The following is a 15800-nucleotide window of genomic DNA, read 5'->3' on the forward strand; positions in this document are numbered from 1 at the left end:
CCGTTAACCCAACACGTTGAATATCCGGAATCAGGCGTCGCAAAAATCTTTCGCGCGGTGGATGATTGTTCGCTAAGGTGACGGGATGCTGACAACTCGCCGAAAGAATGTCCCGGCCTGCTGAGCGACGTCCCGAGCTCGACCGCGCCGCGATGACTGACGTACTCGCAGAGCTGTTCTCGGAGCAGATCCCCGTTTACCGAAAAGTCTTAGCCAATATCGCGGCCGAACGAGGCTTGCCGCGCACAGATCCTCCTTGGCCGAATGGCACGTCCCCGATCGATGGACCGTCCTTGACGGATCCCGACTTGCGGGTAGCGATCGTCCACAGTTTCCAGGGTGCAGGGGACCTGGGCTCCTTCCGCACCAGTCTCGATCCTGTCTGCCTACGAATACATGTGCAGGGCTACTCGAGCCAGTTTCCCGATCGTCACTCGGCGAGAAGCAACCTGCTCGACGAGGTTTCCGAAGCTGAAGGCGAGGCGTGGGCCCGTGCACTGCTGGGCAAGTATTGGTCTGACTACGCCTACGAACTATCGTGGCACCGTCACGTAAGCGATCGGGTGCGGGCCCGTATGTGGGACAAGCAGCGAATTTATGTACTACTCCTCGCGCCGAACGGCACCCCGCTGCTGGCGCCAGACACCTTCGCTTGGAGTCGGGTTTGGCACGCGATCGAACATGCACGGAAGCTCGATCCAGACCCGTCATCAAACGAACTGCTCTCGTGCATCGAGCGTTTCGGCCCCTATGCCGTTACCGCGGGGATCCGGGATCCAAATACCGAGCCAGATGGTGGCTGGCGGGTGGAAATGACGGGCGAGAGCCTCGAAGCCCTGACTGAGACAGCTCGCGAAACCTTGCGGCACCTGCGGAACCAGGTACGCGTTCGCGGAGTTGTGGACAGCGCTTTCCGCCCGGTCCGAATTCACGTCCAGGATCACTCGGTCGTCGTGTATTTCCATTGGGCTAAGAATCCGAACACGTTCGCATTGTTGGTCCCGATGCCGCAATCACCAGGCGACTTCCGTGGCCCGCCTGTGGATACACCTCGCAGGTACGCAAGCGAAGCACTGTTCAGGTGGCAAGAAGATCTCCGGACAGGATTACTCGTGTGGGGAACCCGTACCAGGATCGGCAAGACGATCCATGTCTCCACGCCCCGAATGGATCATGAACGTTGTGAGTTCGGCATCGGTCCTGTCCCGATGCACGAAAAGTCTGGGGTCTGGCTAGCCGATGCTGGACTCAGCATTGAAACACCGCGTGCATCGATGGATTCGGGAACTCTAGCGGCATGGATCCAGGCATACGTGAACAACAAGTACGCAAAGCCTTTCGTCGGTCATGCAGCCGCACGGTGGTTGGACCAGACCACCGCATGCATCGATGTTCTCGAGGTCGTGCAAGGGACTGAAAGTGTCGTCACCGGACAGCTTGCGCACATAATCACGCATACTCTCGCCAACATGGGTGCGCGACTGATAGGAACGCCATTCGACGGCGAGTCCTTCGCCGGTCTTGGGTATGAGCAGCGTCCCACCATCGGTGGTATGCAACTCGATGTTACGACGATGCCATGACGCCGCCGAGACCAGCGTTGTGGATGATCGAGGACCTTGAACCGTTTCCCGACGCGCCACAAGTCGGTGAGGTGAGCGAACCCTCAACGTACTGGGCTACACCCGAAATGCTAGAGGTCCCTCATGAATTGATTTGCGAGGTTTCGGCACAGGTGGAAGAGGTGACCATCCACGGGCGAACGGAACGAGTCGCGCACCTCGGCAACGGGTTCACGACGATGATCCCGGAAGGCATCGACGCAATGGGAGAAACGACGCTGAGGGGATTCCTGGTGTGGGATCGCTATCTATGGATCGACTACCACACGAAGCCCGCAGGCCGGGTTCTGGTGATCGAACGCGCATCGCTCTGCCGTCGTGCAAACCGAACGTCCACTAAGCATTTCGGGTGGTACAACGTGAACCATGTGGGACCCGCGAGGTTGCATCGTGGCGAAAGCGTCCCGGTGAACCACGACGTCGTCTCTTATGCACTGCGTGTGACACCGGTGGGCACACAAGGCGAGTAGAGCGTTCGACCGGGAAGGGCGCGTGAAAGGTTCTGACGGTCGGCAGCATTTCGCTTTGCGATCCCTCACTGCGACAAACAGTACGAGAAGACCTAGCGCAGTCTGCGCTGTTACTGATGGGCCTACACCAGTCGATGCTTCTTGGATACCGAGCAGTACGTCTCGCGCGACTACCGACCCCGTCAGAACACCAACAATGGCGGTGACTCCCCCGGAGATCCATGTGAGTCGTTGACGCGATCTTAAACCCAGCACCACGAAAGCCGCCCCGAGGAACGTGAGGTATCCCCAGTGATAGGCGGCGACGGGCAGAAGACCCGGTACTGCCAATATCGCGAGGAGCGCGCGAGCCCGTATCCCACTCGGCGATCAGGGACGGTTTTGCGCGCGGTCATGCGCATCCGCGCCATCCAGAGTCCAGTCAGGGCAACAGCGACCGCGATGGCCGCTTCCCAATTCGCCATCACCGCTTGTCCGTTGAGCGCGGTGATCGTGGCGACCATCAGGATCCCGGCCGACAACGCGAGAAGTGAGGGCCATGCCGAAACCCTATGGGACCCAGTTGTTGCAAAGTCGGCCTACCTGTTCAGAAGAGCCATGCGATGAGCGCGACGATACCGACGATCAGGGCGACCAGGAGCAGCAGGGTGAACGCGATGACGAGCACGATCAGCCAGAAGACCCTGCGCCGTATCTGAGCTCTGGTCATTTCGGGGTCGGTGACATGGCGGTCGAGCAGCGCCACGTTGCGGTTGTTCGCTTTGTACCACACGTCGAAGACCGTCCCAAGGATGGGAATGGCGCCGAATATCGCGTCGATTGCCACGTTGAACAGCATCAGCGCAAGTGTCGACCCGCGTGCACCGAATCGGACAGCCTGGATAACAATGCCCGCGCTGATCACCATGGCAACGGCGTCCCCGCCGCCAGGGACGAGGCCGAGAATGGGGTCGACGCCGAACGTTTGTTTGGTGCCGGGTATGCGGAACCGCGAGTCCATCATGTTCGCGAACCGGCGGATCTGTTTCTTCCGCTGTTCGACGAGTTCGGCGGGCTGGTGCTGTATGGTCACGACTCCAGTATTTCAGGGCTGAACATGGCGCTCACCGGGCGCTCTCGTTCTACCCGGTTGGTGGCTCGTTTTTCGGGCCAGCGGGGCGACGCGCTGCTCGCTGGCGCGGCGACTCGCGATTGCGGAGGATCGTTTCAGCAGTGAGCGCGACAGTGCGGTCTTTGTCATGCGTCAACTGTGAAAGTGCCTGTACCGCAGCAGGGCCGGGAAGCTCAGCGAGCGCCTGGGCCAGGCGCAACCGCGTACCGGCCACGGCGTCGCCACCAAGCTTGTCGACGAGGGAGCGGACAATCTCCTGGGCGATGCTGGAACTGTCGGCCAGTCTCCCCAAGCTCTCAGCGGCTTCGACGTCGCCCGTCCCCTGGACCACCATGTCGATCAGTGTTGGCACCGCATCCACCTGTCCGCGCGCCCCGAGTTCAAGCGCCGCGCGTCTGCGGACCACCTCGTCGGTGTCAGCCAGTGCGCCCTGCAACAACGTATTTGCCTCGGCGTGCGGCAACGCTGCGATGGCCAGCACTGCACGCCGCCGGACGTCAGCATCGCGAGAGGCCAAACCTGCTGCCACCCGCGCCAGTCCGTCGCTGCCTGCCCTCGCGAGAGCCCACATCATCGCTCCAGCGACGTTCAGGTCGGCTTCGGCGAGCACCGCATCGGCCAGCACTTCTACCGGCAAGGACACGTCTGGAGCTGCCGACAACACAGCCTGCTGCCGGAGCGCTGCGTGGTCCGAGTCCAGAGCACGCAGCATTCTGATGATGCCCAGCACATCACCCCAGTCGGCCGGGTCCGTTTCTTCGACTCTTCGGAGCCGAGTGAGCAGTTCCTGCTCACGGTCGATCCGGCTCTGGGTCTGGCGAATCAAGTCACTGACGAGATCGGCTGGTACGAATTGGGGGTCGTCCAGCGCGCGCTGCACGTCACGCAACGACAGCCCCAGCGAACGGAGGCTTTCGACGTGGAAGATCCGCTGAATGTCATCGAAGGAGTACTCGCGGTAACCGCCCGATGTGCGCCCCGTCGGGGTCACTAAACCCAAAGATTCGTAGTGCCTAAGCATGCGAGTGCTCACTCCCGAGCGTCGCGACACTTCGCCGATCAGCACTATGAGTCCCCCACTGGCGCAGGGCCAGTATTTGCGATCCGATTGGCGTATTCGAGCGCGAAAGCGAATTCGGTGTCAGGGTCATGCAGCAGACGCTCGGTCGCGATCGCGTGGGCACGCACCGCCGGGCTAGCACTGTTCATCGAGGCGCCCAACAGCGACGGGACCGTCTCGCCAAGTGCAATGAGGGCACGGCTCAAGCTTAGCTGTGTGTCTTCATCTCCTCGCCCAAGTTGGGTCGAAAGCAGCGCCGCCAGCTTAGCTTCATGCCCGAGAGGTACAAGCGCTACGGCAGCTCGCCACGCGCTGCGCGCGACCTCATCATCGGCGTCCCACAGCAATGGTCCAGCGATCTCGGGCCACGCGCTCTGGTCTCCAATCTTGGACAATGTGTGCAATGCCTGGCTGCGAGCCTGCGCGGACTCTGAGCGCAGCTCCTCAAGGAGCTTTGGCACTGTGATCGTCGCCGGGTGCCGGGTCAAAGCCCATGTCAACATGTCGCGCACGAAGAAATCTGGTTCGGTGCCGCACCGCCCGATAAGCGGTTCAACGAGCCTTTCGTCAGGTCTCGTACCGGCCATGAGAGCCGCACGCAGCCGTGTCGAGGATCGAGTATCTGCTAGCGCATCGATGAGGCGGGTGTCCAGGTCGTTGTGGGTTGTTTTCATCGCAACCATCTCCTTCTCTGGACAGTAGAAACCTTGCCATCGTGTCAAGGTCAAACGCGCTGGAAATGGCGAAGTCGAAGTCCGTCCATGCTCCACCGATCTCCAGCCCGATGCGACCGTCGCGGCGCCCCCTGAAGTTCTTGTCGCAGTCTTCACCGGCCAACTCGGCGTGCGGGACGCTAAAGCCGCAGGCCTGGTGATTGGCGGCTCGATCAAAGCGTTCAATCGGATCCTGCCGCAAGGGAAGGCGTCATGACTGACGGGCGTGAGGTGCCGAACGGCCATCTGCTCGATGACATCGCGCGCGATTTCGCGGACGAGCACGACGTAGTCATGGGAACGATGTTCCGTAGCCCAGGACTGCGGGTCGGTGGCAAGGTCTTCGCGTTCTTGGGCAGCAACGGGGAGTTAATCGTGAAGCTGCCGAGAACTCGGGCGGCCGAACTCGTTGACGAGGGCACCGCTGAAGCTGTGGTGATGGGCAAGCGGACGATGCGGAAATGGATTCTCCTCCCCGCACGAGGAGACTCCGCCTCTAAGCTCACGCTGTGGCGGGACCTGGCGTACGAGGCCTATCGGTTTGTCGGCGCGCTGAAGCGCTAGCCTGACCCATTGGTGTGTCGGATTCTGGTGAAGTCCTGGTCCCGAACCACTGTGTGAGGTGGCTGTCCAGATCGTGCTGATCTTCTCCGACCCAGGCGACGTGGCCGTCGGGGCGCAGCAATGCAGCGGGAAAATCCACTTCATCGCTGACGCTCACGACGTGGTCGATCCGGTCCGCCCAGCCCGCGACCGACAGCCGGCCGGTCTGATCAAAGAGGAGGCCACGGCCACCGCGCATCAGCTCGTACAGTCGCCCGCTCTGCAGTTGCACGTCCCGCAGCCGTCGGCCGAGCAGTTCATGGCCCTCACCGAAGCTGTACCGGACAGAAATCGCCGTGATCTTCTCTATCAGAAACCGATTCACGTCCTCGAAGTCCATCAACTCCGAGACCAGCCTGCGCACCGACTGCGGACCGGGATCCGTCGACAGCAGCACCCCCTGTGCGCGCGTGTTCTCGAGCACGTCAGCCGCCACAGGACGGCGTTCCGTTTCGTAGCTGTCCAGCAGTCCCGGCGGCGCCCAGCCATTCACTGCGGCAGCCAGTTTCCAGCCGAGGTTGAACGCGTCCTGAATGCCGAGATTGAGGCCCTGTCCACCCATCGGCGGGTGGATGTGTGCGGCGTCCCCAGCGAGAAACACCCTCCCGGACCGGTAGCGCTCGGCTAGCCGGGTGGCGTCGCCGAACCGGGACAGCCAGCGCGGCGAATGCACACCGAAGTCGGTTCCAGCGAACGCCCGCAACTGCTGCTTGAACTCATCGAGGACCGGCGCGACCGAGCGGTCCTCGGACACCCTTGCCGCGGGCACCACAACCCGATACACGCCGTCACCGAGAGGTCCGAGGCCAAACCGCTTCTCCGTCTCGCGAACTTCAGCTACCGCGGTCATCACCGTCTCCAGTGCCGCATCGGCTTCCATCTCCCCCAGCAGAATGTCGCACCTGGACGGCTCGCCCGGAAACCCCACGCCAAGAAGCTTGCGCACCGTGCTCCGGCCCCCATCGCAGCCGACCACGTAGCGCGAGCGCAAATGCGTCCCGTCAGCCAGTTCGATGGTCACGCCTTCGTCGTCCTGCCTAAGCCCGACTACTTCGCTGCCGCGCCGGAGATCGGCACCCAGTTCTGCGGCACGCTCGGCCAGCAGGCGATCCGTGATGGTCTGAGGAATACCGAGGACGTAGGGGTGCGCAGTGTCCAGTCCCTTCGGTGCGGGCTTGTCGATTCCTGCGAAGAAGCCGCCTACAGGGTATTGCCTACCGTGTGCGAGGAACCGTTCAAGGAGACCGCGCTGGTCCATCACCTCAATACTGCGCACATGCAATCCGAGCGAACGGACCCACTTTGGCGCTTCGGTTTCCCTCTCCAGCACCACCACCTGCACGCGGTGCAACCGCAGCTCACTGGCGAGCATCAAACCTGTTGGTCCCCCACCGACAATGATCACATCAATCATGCGAAGCCCTTTCAGCCGTTGCGCTTTGACCACACCGCTATTTGTGCAGGTTCTGGCGCTGCGGGCCTATTCTGCGGCACGACCGGGGTCTTGCGGCAAGCCCCCTAGCCCGCTATATCTTGAAAGGGGCGGACACTACGCCGAATCCATCCGCGCAAGTCATCCAAATCGCGCGAAATCCGCGGGTTCTATGGACCTGTGCAGATGGATCCGGGGTGTGGAGTTTCGTGCGAGCCGGACTGCGGAGCGGTTGAGCATCGCTCGCACAACCAATGGGTGAATGAGCTTGATCAGCGCGAAGTAGGCACGCCCGCGCCGGTTGTGTAGTTCCACGGCAGTGGTGACCACGATTCGGCCGGGCTCACGGCGCACCGAAGTGCGGAAGTCTAAATGGCCGGCGTCGGCGCCGAGAAGTACCTCGTCATCGTTCTGCGCGAGGACGGCGAATGCGTCCGGAGTTCCCCGTTCGATCCCTGCTATTCCGACGAGGTGCTCGCGGAGTCCCATCAGGGCGGTCACCACTGGCGGCAGGTCATTGAAGATAGCTTGGGCCCAGGTTTCCGGATCACCGGGTGTCTCACGGCGCCGCTCGATCGCGAAAGCGTCGGAGTGGTCGACGCGGCGAGGCTGGCTGGCGAGTAAGCCTTCCGTCGGTGCCTGCACCGCGTAGGCGCGCGGTCGCTCGAACCAGCGCAGCAAGCGTGCGTACACGGACGGAGCGGACGGCCGCACAGGCGGCGCACCCAGAACGGTTTGGAGGCGGTCCAGCAGACTTTCGAGGACGGCATCGTGGGAGGACCGGATCAGCGTGTGCCAGAAGAGCCAGGCTTTCGGGGTCGCTATGGCGTCGACCTCGTGCCGTACTAGCGAGTGCCGCGTCCCAACCTGGGTCACTGTAAAGGTGTGCGTGCCAGTGATGCCCGTGCCGGCCGGGAACGTGATCTCCATCAGACGGCCAGGCTCGTAGGCGCTGATAGTGCCGTGTGTGCCGCTGGCGCCGACCGCGACGGGGCCGTCAAACCGCATCGGTTCCCAAAGTGGCGGGTAGAGCACGTCGTTAGGTTGCCCGAGCGTGGCCATCAGCGGTTCGATGTCCTCGGGCGTGCCGGTGACGACCCGCTCGTGGACGTTGTGAATTCTCATGACTTTCCTCCCATACGGTACCGTATGTTCATGTCATCGCGACAGCGTCTTTCCGCATCTGACTGGTCGACCGCCGCACTCGAAGCGCTCGCCGAAGGTGGGCTCGCCGCCGTCGCAGTCGAGCCGATCGCAGCCCGTCTCGGCGCGACAAAAGGGAGTTTCTACTGGCACTTTTCGAGTCGTGAGGCTCTGGTCACGGCTGCGCTGGAGCTGTGGGAGCGCGTCGACACAGAGGAAGTCATCGCCGAGATCGAGACTGAACCACCCGGACTCCCCCGGCTTCGTGCTCTGATTGTGGGGGCGGTCGAAGGCCGCACAGGCGAAGCGGCGCGAACGGAGCTAGCACTCCAAGCCACCGCGCGGCACCCCATCGTCGCCCCTGTGCTTGCGCGCGTCACGCGGCGGCGTCTCAGCTACTTGGCGGAACAGTTCGCCGAACTGGGCTTCCCGACAGGTGAAGCCGCGCGGCGGGCCCAGCTCGCATATGCGAGCTATCTCGGAATAGCCCAGCTGGCCAATTCAACACCAGACGAGGCGGATCTCTCCCCTGCTTACCTCGACACGATGCTCAGAACACTGACAGCATCGCCGTGATCAGCGCCCCGTCCCCCAATCCATCGGTGGGTGTCGCGTAAATCTGCCAAAACTGGGCGATTTTGATGACCTCCGCAGCTGGATTCTGGTGGCGGGCTGGCTCACTGACGCATTCTCGGCGCCGGGCGAAACGGTGGTGCACCAGTCGGATGGCCCACCGCACCAGACACCTCAGGTTCCTTGCGCATAACCAGAAGGGTTAGCAGCACGCTGACGCCGACGAGCGCCACGGAGATGAACAGGCTGCTACCCAGCGCCGAGACGAAGGCCTCCCGCACAACCTCGATTGCCTCCGATTCGCCCACTCCGACGGTACGGGCAAGTTCCTCCCTCGCGCGCGGCGTATCGGCCAGCAACCCCGTCAGGTTGCGCGCCTGCGCCTCCGTCACTGTCGTGTCGCGGCCGGCCAAGAGAGACACGACTCTGTTTGCCTGCAACTCGTTGAACAACGCACCCGTTAATGCAACTCCCATCGTGGCTCCGAGGCCGCTGAGCGTCACGAGCAAACCCGAAGCTGCTCCCGCGCGTTCGGGATTCACAGCATTCATGGCGGCCAGATTCATCGGTGTCAATGCGAGCCCCGTTCCGAACCCGATGATCGCGGTGGGCAACCAGAGCTGTGACACCGTCGTTTCAGTGGTGAGCCGCGTCATGAGGAAGATGCCAATCGACATCAAACCGAGGCCAACCACGATGGGCGGGCGAGGTCCCACCTTTGCGGCAATCTTCCCGCCTAACGGCGAACCGAGCACCATCAATCCGGTCAGCGGAAGCAGCACAACACCAGTGAAAATCGCCGAGTAGCCGACCATCTGCTGGAAGAACAGCGGCAAGAAGAACAGCAACGCGCCAAGCGAGAAGTCGAGCGCGAAAATCACGACGAGCGAACCCGAGAAGTTTCGTCGGCGCAACAAGCTGAAGTCGATGATCGGGAATTGCGCGCGAAGTTCGACCATGACGAATACGACCGCCGCAACGGCTGTCAGCCCGAACAGCGCAAGCGTTGCTCGGGAACCAAACCCCCAGCTCGGTCCCTGAATGAGCGCCAGGCTAAGCACGGCAAGCAGGACCGCCGAGACGGCCGCGCCCGCGTAGTCGATTCGGCGCGAGGCATTCGGGTCACGGGACTCGGGAGTCGCGACGACAACAGTGGCGAGAATCGCGATTCCTATGAGAATGCAAACCACGAAGATTGCCCGCCAGCCGAGCAGTTCGGTTAGCACACCACCAATGAGGATCCCCACGCCTGAAACCAGCTCTGTCGCCCCACCCCACAAGCCGATCGCGACAGCCCGCTGCGCATCGAAAAATACATCGGTGATGACCGACATCGACGACGGGATCATCGCCGCTGCACCAGCACCGGCGACGGCGATGCTCCCAATCAGCATCGGCGCTCCGACGGCGATCGCCGCCAGTGCGGAGCCCCCGACGAACGCACCCGTGCCTGCCAGGAGGACCAGGCGGCGCCCGAAGACGTCAGCGACTCGGCCAGCCACAATCATTAACGCGGTGTACGGAATCAGGAACGCAGTCACGGTCCATTGCAGAGCTTCAAGCGATGTGCCGAAATCATTATGAATTGAGGCGAGCGCAACCACGATCGCAGCAGTAGGTAGCTGGGAAATCCCGGCGGCTCCGACCGTTGCGGCCAAGGTTCGTCGTTCGCCGGTATGAGACGCGTCCATGCTGAGCTCGATTCATCCGACTGGCATGGAAACTATGGTGTCACCTTGCACGGCTCCGCATGGCAGAACACAGACTTGGCTAAGGTGCGGTAAACGTCCCCACGCCGGGTATCGACGGTTGTCCAGCGGTGGGTCGATATGCCGTACCTGTGAGGCCGACACTGAACACGACCGGGCCGGAACCGGTGTTGGCCGTTGCACGTGTCGGGGTCGGTTCGAGGAAGTTCTCGCATGGACGTACTGTCACGGTTCCCGCATTGCCTGTCGCGATGTTGAGATAGTCGATCCGTACTAATGCGCCACCGAACGTCGTTGCACACACTTCGGGCCTGGTTGGCGCCGCGAACGTGACGTGGCCAGGTTCAGGGCTTGCCGCCGTTACCGCTGCAGCGTGGATGCCAGGAACGACAAGGCCTGAAACAACCAAACTGTGAGCGGGCAGCTGGAAGATGGTGACCGGTGTCTCGGTGACGACGACAGGCTCGGCCGCCGCAGTCGCGGTGCTCATCGCGATGGACGCGAAGGCTGCTGCACTGACGGCGGTGATGCTGCGTGCGAGTCGCATAGGTTGCCCCTCTTCGTAATCCCCTGTGTGCGTTGGTCTGACGATACTCGTCCGCAAGGCGCCCTGTCTCAGACATTTTCTCTGGCGAGGGAATCCGTTTTAGGACGCCAACTGTCCTAAATCGGGTTGAGGATGACAGTACCCATCCGTTAACTGAAGGGAATCGACATGAGTTCGCCTGATCGCTATATCCCAGGAGTGCCATGCTGGGTCGACACCAACCAGCCCGATCTGGATGCCGCTGCCACCTTCTACGCCGGACTGTTCGGCTGGCAATGTGAGGACGTCATGCCACCGGGCGCGGCAACGAGATATCTGATCGGCCGACTCGGGGGCGGCGACGTCGCCGCAATCACAAGCTTCTCGGAGGGCGCGCCGACTCACCCGGTGTGGAACACCTACATCAGGGTGGAGAACGCCGACGAGACCGCGATGCGGGTCAAGGAAGCGGGCGGCACCGTGCTGATGGGACCGTGGGACGTGCAGGACCAGGGCCGAATGGCTGTCTGCGCCGATCGGGAGGGCGCCGATTTCATGATCTGGGAGGCGCGCAGTCACCGCGGGTCCGATGTGGTCAACGAGCCTGGCAGCGTGAACTTCAACGACCTGTACAGCCGGGAGCCCGACGCAGCCACGCAGTTCTACCATGCGGTCTTCGGTTGGGAGATCCTCGATCTCGGGCCCGGCGGGCAGATGTGGACGCTGCCAGGCTATGGCGATCACCTGGACCGGCTGCATCCCGGGAATACCGCGGCGATGGCCGAGATGGGTGCTCCAGCAGGGTTCGAGAACGTGGTGGCGAGCCTCAATCCGATCTCCTCCGACGATGCCGACACTCAGCCACACTGGGGCATCACTTTCGGCGTGGCGGACGCCGACGCCACCGCTGCCAAAGCAGTCGAACTCGGCGGCAAAATTGTAATGCCGCCAACCGATGCGCCCTGGGTCCGGATGTCCGTGCTCCAGGATCCCGCCGGCGCAATTTTCGGTGCAAACCAGTTCGTACCTGAGAACTCGTAGCGGTTGGCGCAACCTTTCCCGGAGGTATGCCCATGTCCAAGAAACGCTGGCACAGAACGAGCTAGCCGAAATACCGTTGTAGCCGTCGATGGCGGTGACCGAAGAATGCCTGCAGAGTGCGCTTCAAGACGACGGTCGCCGGGCGCAACAGAATTCTCGGTTCGAAGGTGATTCGATCAAGGACTTCTGTCCGCCCGGCGGGAAGAGGAGAAAGTGTGCGTTCGTGTTCCCACCGTTTCATGCTGAGCATCGTCGACTTCTCGTGAAACCTTCGGCCAGGCTCCAGGTCGACGATCGTCAGGTCGTCATAGTCGAAAGGCACTGCACCGAATAGTTTCAGCCATGCCCGGCCGAGAGGTTCGCCAACGGTCACATCGTCGATCGTCAAGAAGCCTGTTCCGCGTGAGAGTTTCATCGTCATCCACGGCCGCATCTCGTAGTTGATGCCGTCCGCGCTCACCACACGAGCCCACACATCATCGATCGGTGCGTCGATGATGGCGCTGCGTTCGAACATCATGCGCCGGTCCTTCTCGATATAGGCGGGTTGAGTACACCGTCAACTTTAGAGCGGACCGACCTCGACACTCCCGGCAAATCCCACACTGAGCCAGTATTCTTGTGGTTTCCGCTCCTGAGGCCTACACCGAGGCTGGGACCGGATACCAGGGAGCGAACATGGCCGCTGACGCGAGTAACGTTCTGCCTCCGACCGGCGCAGATCCGGTCGGCCACATCCGTCTGACGTCACACAGCGGCAGCGCTAGGGCTCCGTCGATCAACTGGGGTGCCGCAGCACCGAGCGACCGTGGGCCGATCATCGGAACAACCAGCACGCGTGCTCAGCGCAACGTCATCGGGACCCACAGCGGGTCCTACAGCGTGTACCGGGCGCTCGCTGTTGCGGCCGGCGCGTTGTCGCGGGAACACCGTGCGGACCTGACCAACACAGCGCCGACCGCGATGATTGGTCCGTATCCGCAGTGGTGGGAACCGGGCTCGATCGTGAGTATGGACCCGTGGGGCGCGATGATAGCCGAAGCATTCGCTCACGAGCTGGCCGCCGGTATGGACATCCGGCCGACGATCGCGGTGACGAAAGCGCACGTCTCTGTACCGGAAATCGCCGAGGCCGTCGCACGAGGCCGTTTGGTTCCAGACGGACGGTTTCTGCTCGCTAGCGGCGCCGCCGTGGTCACCAAGGTGGCTGTCGAACCCGTCTGGTATCTGCCGGGTATAGCGGACCGCTTCGGCTGCACGGAGACGGAACTGCGCCGCGTGCTGTTTGAAGAAACCGGAGGGATGTTCCCGGAACTCGTCACCCGTCCAGACCTCGAGGTGTTCTTGCCGCCAATCGGCGGTCAGACGGTGTACATCTTCGGGAAGGCAGCTGACCTTGCCGATCCGTCTGTCGAGCTCACCGCGCGGGTTCACGACGAATGCAACGGCTCCGACGTCTTCGGCTCGGACATCTGCACCTGCCGCCCCTACCTGACGCACGCTATCGAGGAGTGCATCAAAGGTACCCAGCGGGGCGGTGCGGGTGTAGTCGCGTACTCCCGGAAAGAAGGGCGCGCACTCGGCGAGGTCACCAAGTTCCTTGTCTACAACGCGCGCAAACGCCAGGCAGGCGGCGACACCGCGGACCAGTACTTCGCGCGCACCGAGTGCGTCGCGGGCGTGCAAGACATGCGGTTCCAAGAGTTGATGCCTGATGTCCTGCACTGGCTTGGGATCCGGAAGATTCACCGCCTGGTGTCGATGAGCAACATGAAGTACGACGCAATCACTCATTCAGGAATTGAGGTAGGTGAGCGCGTCAATATTCCGGACGATCTGATTCCACCTGATGCGCGTGTTGAAATGGACGCCAAAATGGCTGCGGGTTATTTCACGCCGGGTCCCGTCCTGGGGGCTGAGCAGCTGAAGCAGGTGCGAGGCCGCGGGCTGGATGAAATGACGGACAATCCGGTTGGTGCGGCCGCTGCGCTTCGGTCTACGGCTGCTATCCGCGGGCGGGCGAACCAGTTGCTGCACCGCGCGCGCGACGGGCGCTCTGCCTGGTTCACCGTCGATGACGATGCGCTCGATTTAGCGTCCGCTGAGGTCGCCGCGATCACTCGCGAGCGTTACCCCAGCTTGACGATCCCCTACCACAGCCGCTGGCGCCATTTCGAGGCCGGAGGTGTAAATCGGCTCGCGGAAATGGAAAGTCGGCTCTCTGGCGCCGATCCTCGTACCCGGGCTGCATCGATGATCGATCTAACGGTCGTCAGCGTCCTCCTCGACGCTGGCGCTGGGCCGGACTGGAAGTTCGCCGAGCACGCCAGCGGACAAGTTTTCACGCGGTCGGAGGGTCTAGGGGTCGCAAGCTGGCATGCTTTCCACGGAGGCGTGTTCTCTAGTGATCCAGCCAACCCCATGCAGGCCGACGCAGCGGGGTTACGGGACCTGACTGCCGCGCAGTTGGCAGAAGCTTTCCAGGTCAAGCTCGATAACCCGATCGTGGGGCTGGACGGCCGAGTGGAGCTGCTGCACCGACTCGGGGCAGCCCTGTCCCGCGTGGGACGTCCGTCCGACCTTTTTGCGGGGCTGTCCGCTCCTTCGGCCCACGCCATACTGGACCGCTTGCTTACCGCGCTCTCCGATATCTGGCTTACCGGCAGCACAATTGGTGGTGAGCCGATGGGCGACTGCTGGCACCATGGCGCCGTCGCCGGTCCAGGTCTGACACAGGGCTGGATGCCACTGCACAAGTTGTCGCAATGGCTGACTTACTCCCTCATCGAGCCGTTCGAACTAGCCGGTGTGTCCGTGACGGGGCTTGAGGCACTGACGGGGCTTGCCGAGTACCGCAACGGCGGACTCCTCCTCGATACCGGCGTGCTTCGGCTGCGTGATCAGGAGGCTGCCGCGCGCAACTGGACGGTCGGCGATGAGATTGTGGTCGAGTGGCGAGCGCTGACGATCGCATTGCTCGACGAACTCGCTCCTCTGGTCCGCGCCCGCCTTGGGCTGGCTCCGGAACAAATGCCACTAGCGTGCGTGTTGGAAGGCGGCACCTGGGCGGCGGGCCGCGCAATGGCGCAACGGTTGCGCGGCGGGCTGCCACCACTTTCGATCGTTAGTGACGGTTCGGTCTTCTAGAAGGGACGCACATGGGTGACCTGCATGTCATCGACCACCCACTTATCCAGCACAAGCTGACCTTGATGCGCCGGAAAGAGACCTCCACCAAGAATTTCCGGCAATTGCTTGATGAGATTTCCACCCTGATGGCCTACGAGGTCCTCCGCGATTTCCCGATCCATGAGGTCGAAATCGAGACTCCGCTCGAGCGGGCAACAGGCACGGCAATCGACGGGAAGAAAGTAGTATTCGTTTCGATCCTGCGGGCGGGCACCGGCATCCTCGATGGGATGCTCAAGGTTGTGCCCGTTGCCCGCGTCGGCCACATCGGCTTGTACCGCCAGCCGAAAACCCTTGTTGCCGTTGAGTACTACTTCAAGATGCCGGAGGATCTCGCCGAACGTGACATCGTGGTGGTTGACCCGATGCTCGCCACCGGCAACACCGCCATCGCTGCCATTGACCGAATCAAAGAGTTCGAGCCCAAGTCGATCAAATTCGCGTGTTTGCTCACGTGTCCCGAAGGCATTGACGCCATGAACCGCGCCCATCCAGACGTCCCGCTCTACACGGCTGCTGTAGACCGCGAACTCGACGAGCATGGCTACATCCGGCCTGGCCTCGGCGACGCGGGTGACCGCATATTCGGGACAAAATAGACGCTTGCG

Annotated in this window: 16 protein-coding genes; 7 read left to right on the forward strand and 9 right to left on the reverse strand. The window is 62.3% G+C overall.

The window, feature by feature from the left end:
• The first annotated feature begins 107 nt into the window (after positions 1–107).
• Entirely contained in the window at positions 108–1583 is a 1476-nt protein-coding gene (locus AS9A_RS11175; RefSeq protein WP_013807114.1) for a hypothetical protein, read from the forward strand.
• The gene (locus AS9A_RS11180; RefSeq protein ID WP_041451035.1) at positions 1580–2092 is read left to right on the forward strand and encodes a hypothetical protein; all 513 of its coding nucleotides are present in this window, start codon (positions 1580–1582) and stop codon (positions 2090–2092) included. Before AS9A_RS11175 ends, AS9A_RS11180 begins: the two co-directional genes overlap by 4 nt.
• A gap of 242 nt (positions 2093–2334) precedes the next feature.
• On the opposite strand, the gene AS9A_RS23845 is transcribed toward AS9A_RS11180, so the two are convergent.
• The 4 genes from AS9A_RS23845 to AS9A_RS11200 all read right to left on the reverse strand — a co-directional run bounded on the left by AS9A_RS23845 (position 2335) and on the right by AS9A_RS11200 (position 4946).
• Positions 2335–2613, reverse strand: a complete 279-nt coding sequence (locus AS9A_RS23845) for a hypothetical protein (RefSeq protein ID WP_148262446.1) — start codon at positions 2611–2613, stop codon at positions 2335–2337.
• A gap of 65 nt (positions 2614–2678) precedes the next feature.
• Positions 2679–3164, reverse strand: coding sequence for a DUF4112 domain-containing protein (locus AS9A_RS11190; RefSeq protein ID WP_013807117.1), 486 nt, complete (start codon positions 3162–3164; stop codon positions 2679–2681).
• Positions 3165–3213: 49 nt separating this feature from the next.
• On the reverse strand, positions 3214–4269 hold the full coding sequence (locus tag AS9A_RS11195) for a MerR family transcriptional regulator (RefSeq protein WP_013807118.1): 1056 nt from the start codon (positions 4267–4269) through the stop codon (positions 3214–3216).
• Positions 4269–4946: a HEAT repeat domain-containing protein gene (locus AS9A_RS11200; protein ID WP_407636545.1), complete on the reverse strand. Its 678-nt coding sequence runs from the start codon at positions 4944–4946 to the stop codon at positions 4269–4271. The genes AS9A_RS11195 and AS9A_RS11200 overlap by 1 nt, the downstream gene beginning before the upstream one ends.
• A gap of 243 nt (positions 4947–5189) precedes the next feature.
• On the opposite strand from AS9A_RS11200, the gene AS9A_RS11205 reads away from it, so the two are divergent.
• The gene (locus AS9A_RS11205; RefSeq protein ID WP_049793712.1) at positions 5190–5540 is read left to right on the forward strand and encodes an MmcQ/YjbR family DNA-binding protein; all 351 of its coding nucleotides are present in this window, start codon (positions 5190–5192) and stop codon (positions 5538–5540) included.
• On the opposite strand, the gene rox is transcribed toward AS9A_RS11205, so the two are convergent.
• A complete protein-coding gene (gene rox, locus AS9A_RS11210) occupies positions 5479–6993 on the reverse strand; it encodes a rifampin monooxygenase (protein WP_013807120.1) in 1515 nt (504 codons plus the stop codon). The two genes, AS9A_RS11205 and rox, sit on opposite strands and share 62 nt — an antisense overlap.
• A gap of 159 nt (positions 6994–7152) precedes the next feature.
• Entirely contained in the window at positions 7153–8136 is a 984-nt protein-coding gene (locus AS9A_RS11215; protein ID WP_013807121.1) for a DUF2867 domain-containing protein, read from the reverse strand.
• 30 nt (positions 8137–8166) lie between these two features.
• Between AS9A_RS11215 and AS9A_RS11220 the strand changes: the two genes are divergently transcribed.
• On the forward strand, positions 8167–8730 hold the full coding sequence (locus tag AS9A_RS11220; protein WP_202798166.1) for a TetR/AcrR family transcriptional regulator: 564 nt from the start codon (positions 8167–8169) through the stop codon (positions 8728–8730).
• A gap of 101 nt (positions 8731–8831) precedes the next feature.
• Here AS9A_RS11220 and AS9A_RS11225 read toward each other — a convergent pair whose 3' ends face one another.
• Positions 8832–10418: an MFS transporter gene (locus AS9A_RS11225; RefSeq protein ID WP_013807124.1), complete on the reverse strand. Its 1587-nt coding sequence runs from the start codon at positions 10416–10418 to the stop codon at positions 8832–8834.
• A 79-nt stretch (positions 10419–10497) separates the two neighbouring features.
• On the reverse strand, positions 10498–10983 hold the full coding sequence (locus AS9A_RS11230; protein ID WP_013807125.1) for a hypothetical protein: 486 nt from the start codon (positions 10981–10983) through the stop codon (positions 10498–10500).
• 168 nt (positions 10984–11151) lie between these two features.
• On the opposite strand from AS9A_RS11230, the gene AS9A_RS11235 reads away from it, so the two are divergent.
• Positions 11152–12003 (forward strand): VOC family protein, encoded by an 852-nt coding sequence (locus tag AS9A_RS11235; RefSeq protein WP_013807126.1) that lies wholly within the window; start codon positions 11152–11154, stop codon positions 12001–12003.
• A 61-nt stretch (positions 12004–12064) separates the two neighbouring features.
• Here the strand turns inward: AS9A_RS11235 and AS9A_RS11240 are convergent, their stop codons facing one another.
• Complete coding sequence (locus tag AS9A_RS11240) at positions 12065–12523, reverse strand: SRPBCC family protein (RefSeq protein ID WP_013807127.1); 459 nt, start codon at positions 12521–12523, stop codon at positions 12065–12067.
• Between the two features lie 158 nt (positions 12524–12681).
• Here AS9A_RS11240 and AS9A_RS24975 point away from each other — a divergent pair, with 158 nt between their 5' ends.
• The gene (locus AS9A_RS24975; protein ID WP_158307358.1) at positions 12682–15150 is read left to right on the forward strand and encodes a GTP cyclohydrolase II; all 2469 of its coding nucleotides are present in this window, start codon (positions 12682–12684) and stop codon (positions 15148–15150) included.
• Positions 15151–15161: 11 nt separating this feature from the next.
• Positions 15162–15791: a uracil phosphoribosyltransferase gene (gene upp, locus AS9A_RS11250; RefSeq protein ID WP_013807129.1), complete on the forward strand. Its 630-nt coding sequence runs from the start codon at positions 15162–15164 to the stop codon at positions 15789–15791.
• Positions 15792–15800: the final 9 nt, after the last annotated feature.

Origin of the sequence: Hoyosella subflava DQS3-9A1, assembly GCF_000214175.1 — a bacterium.
GTDB lineage: Bacteria > Actinomycetota > Actinomycetes > Mycobacteriales > Mycobacteriaceae > Hoyosella > Hoyosella subflava.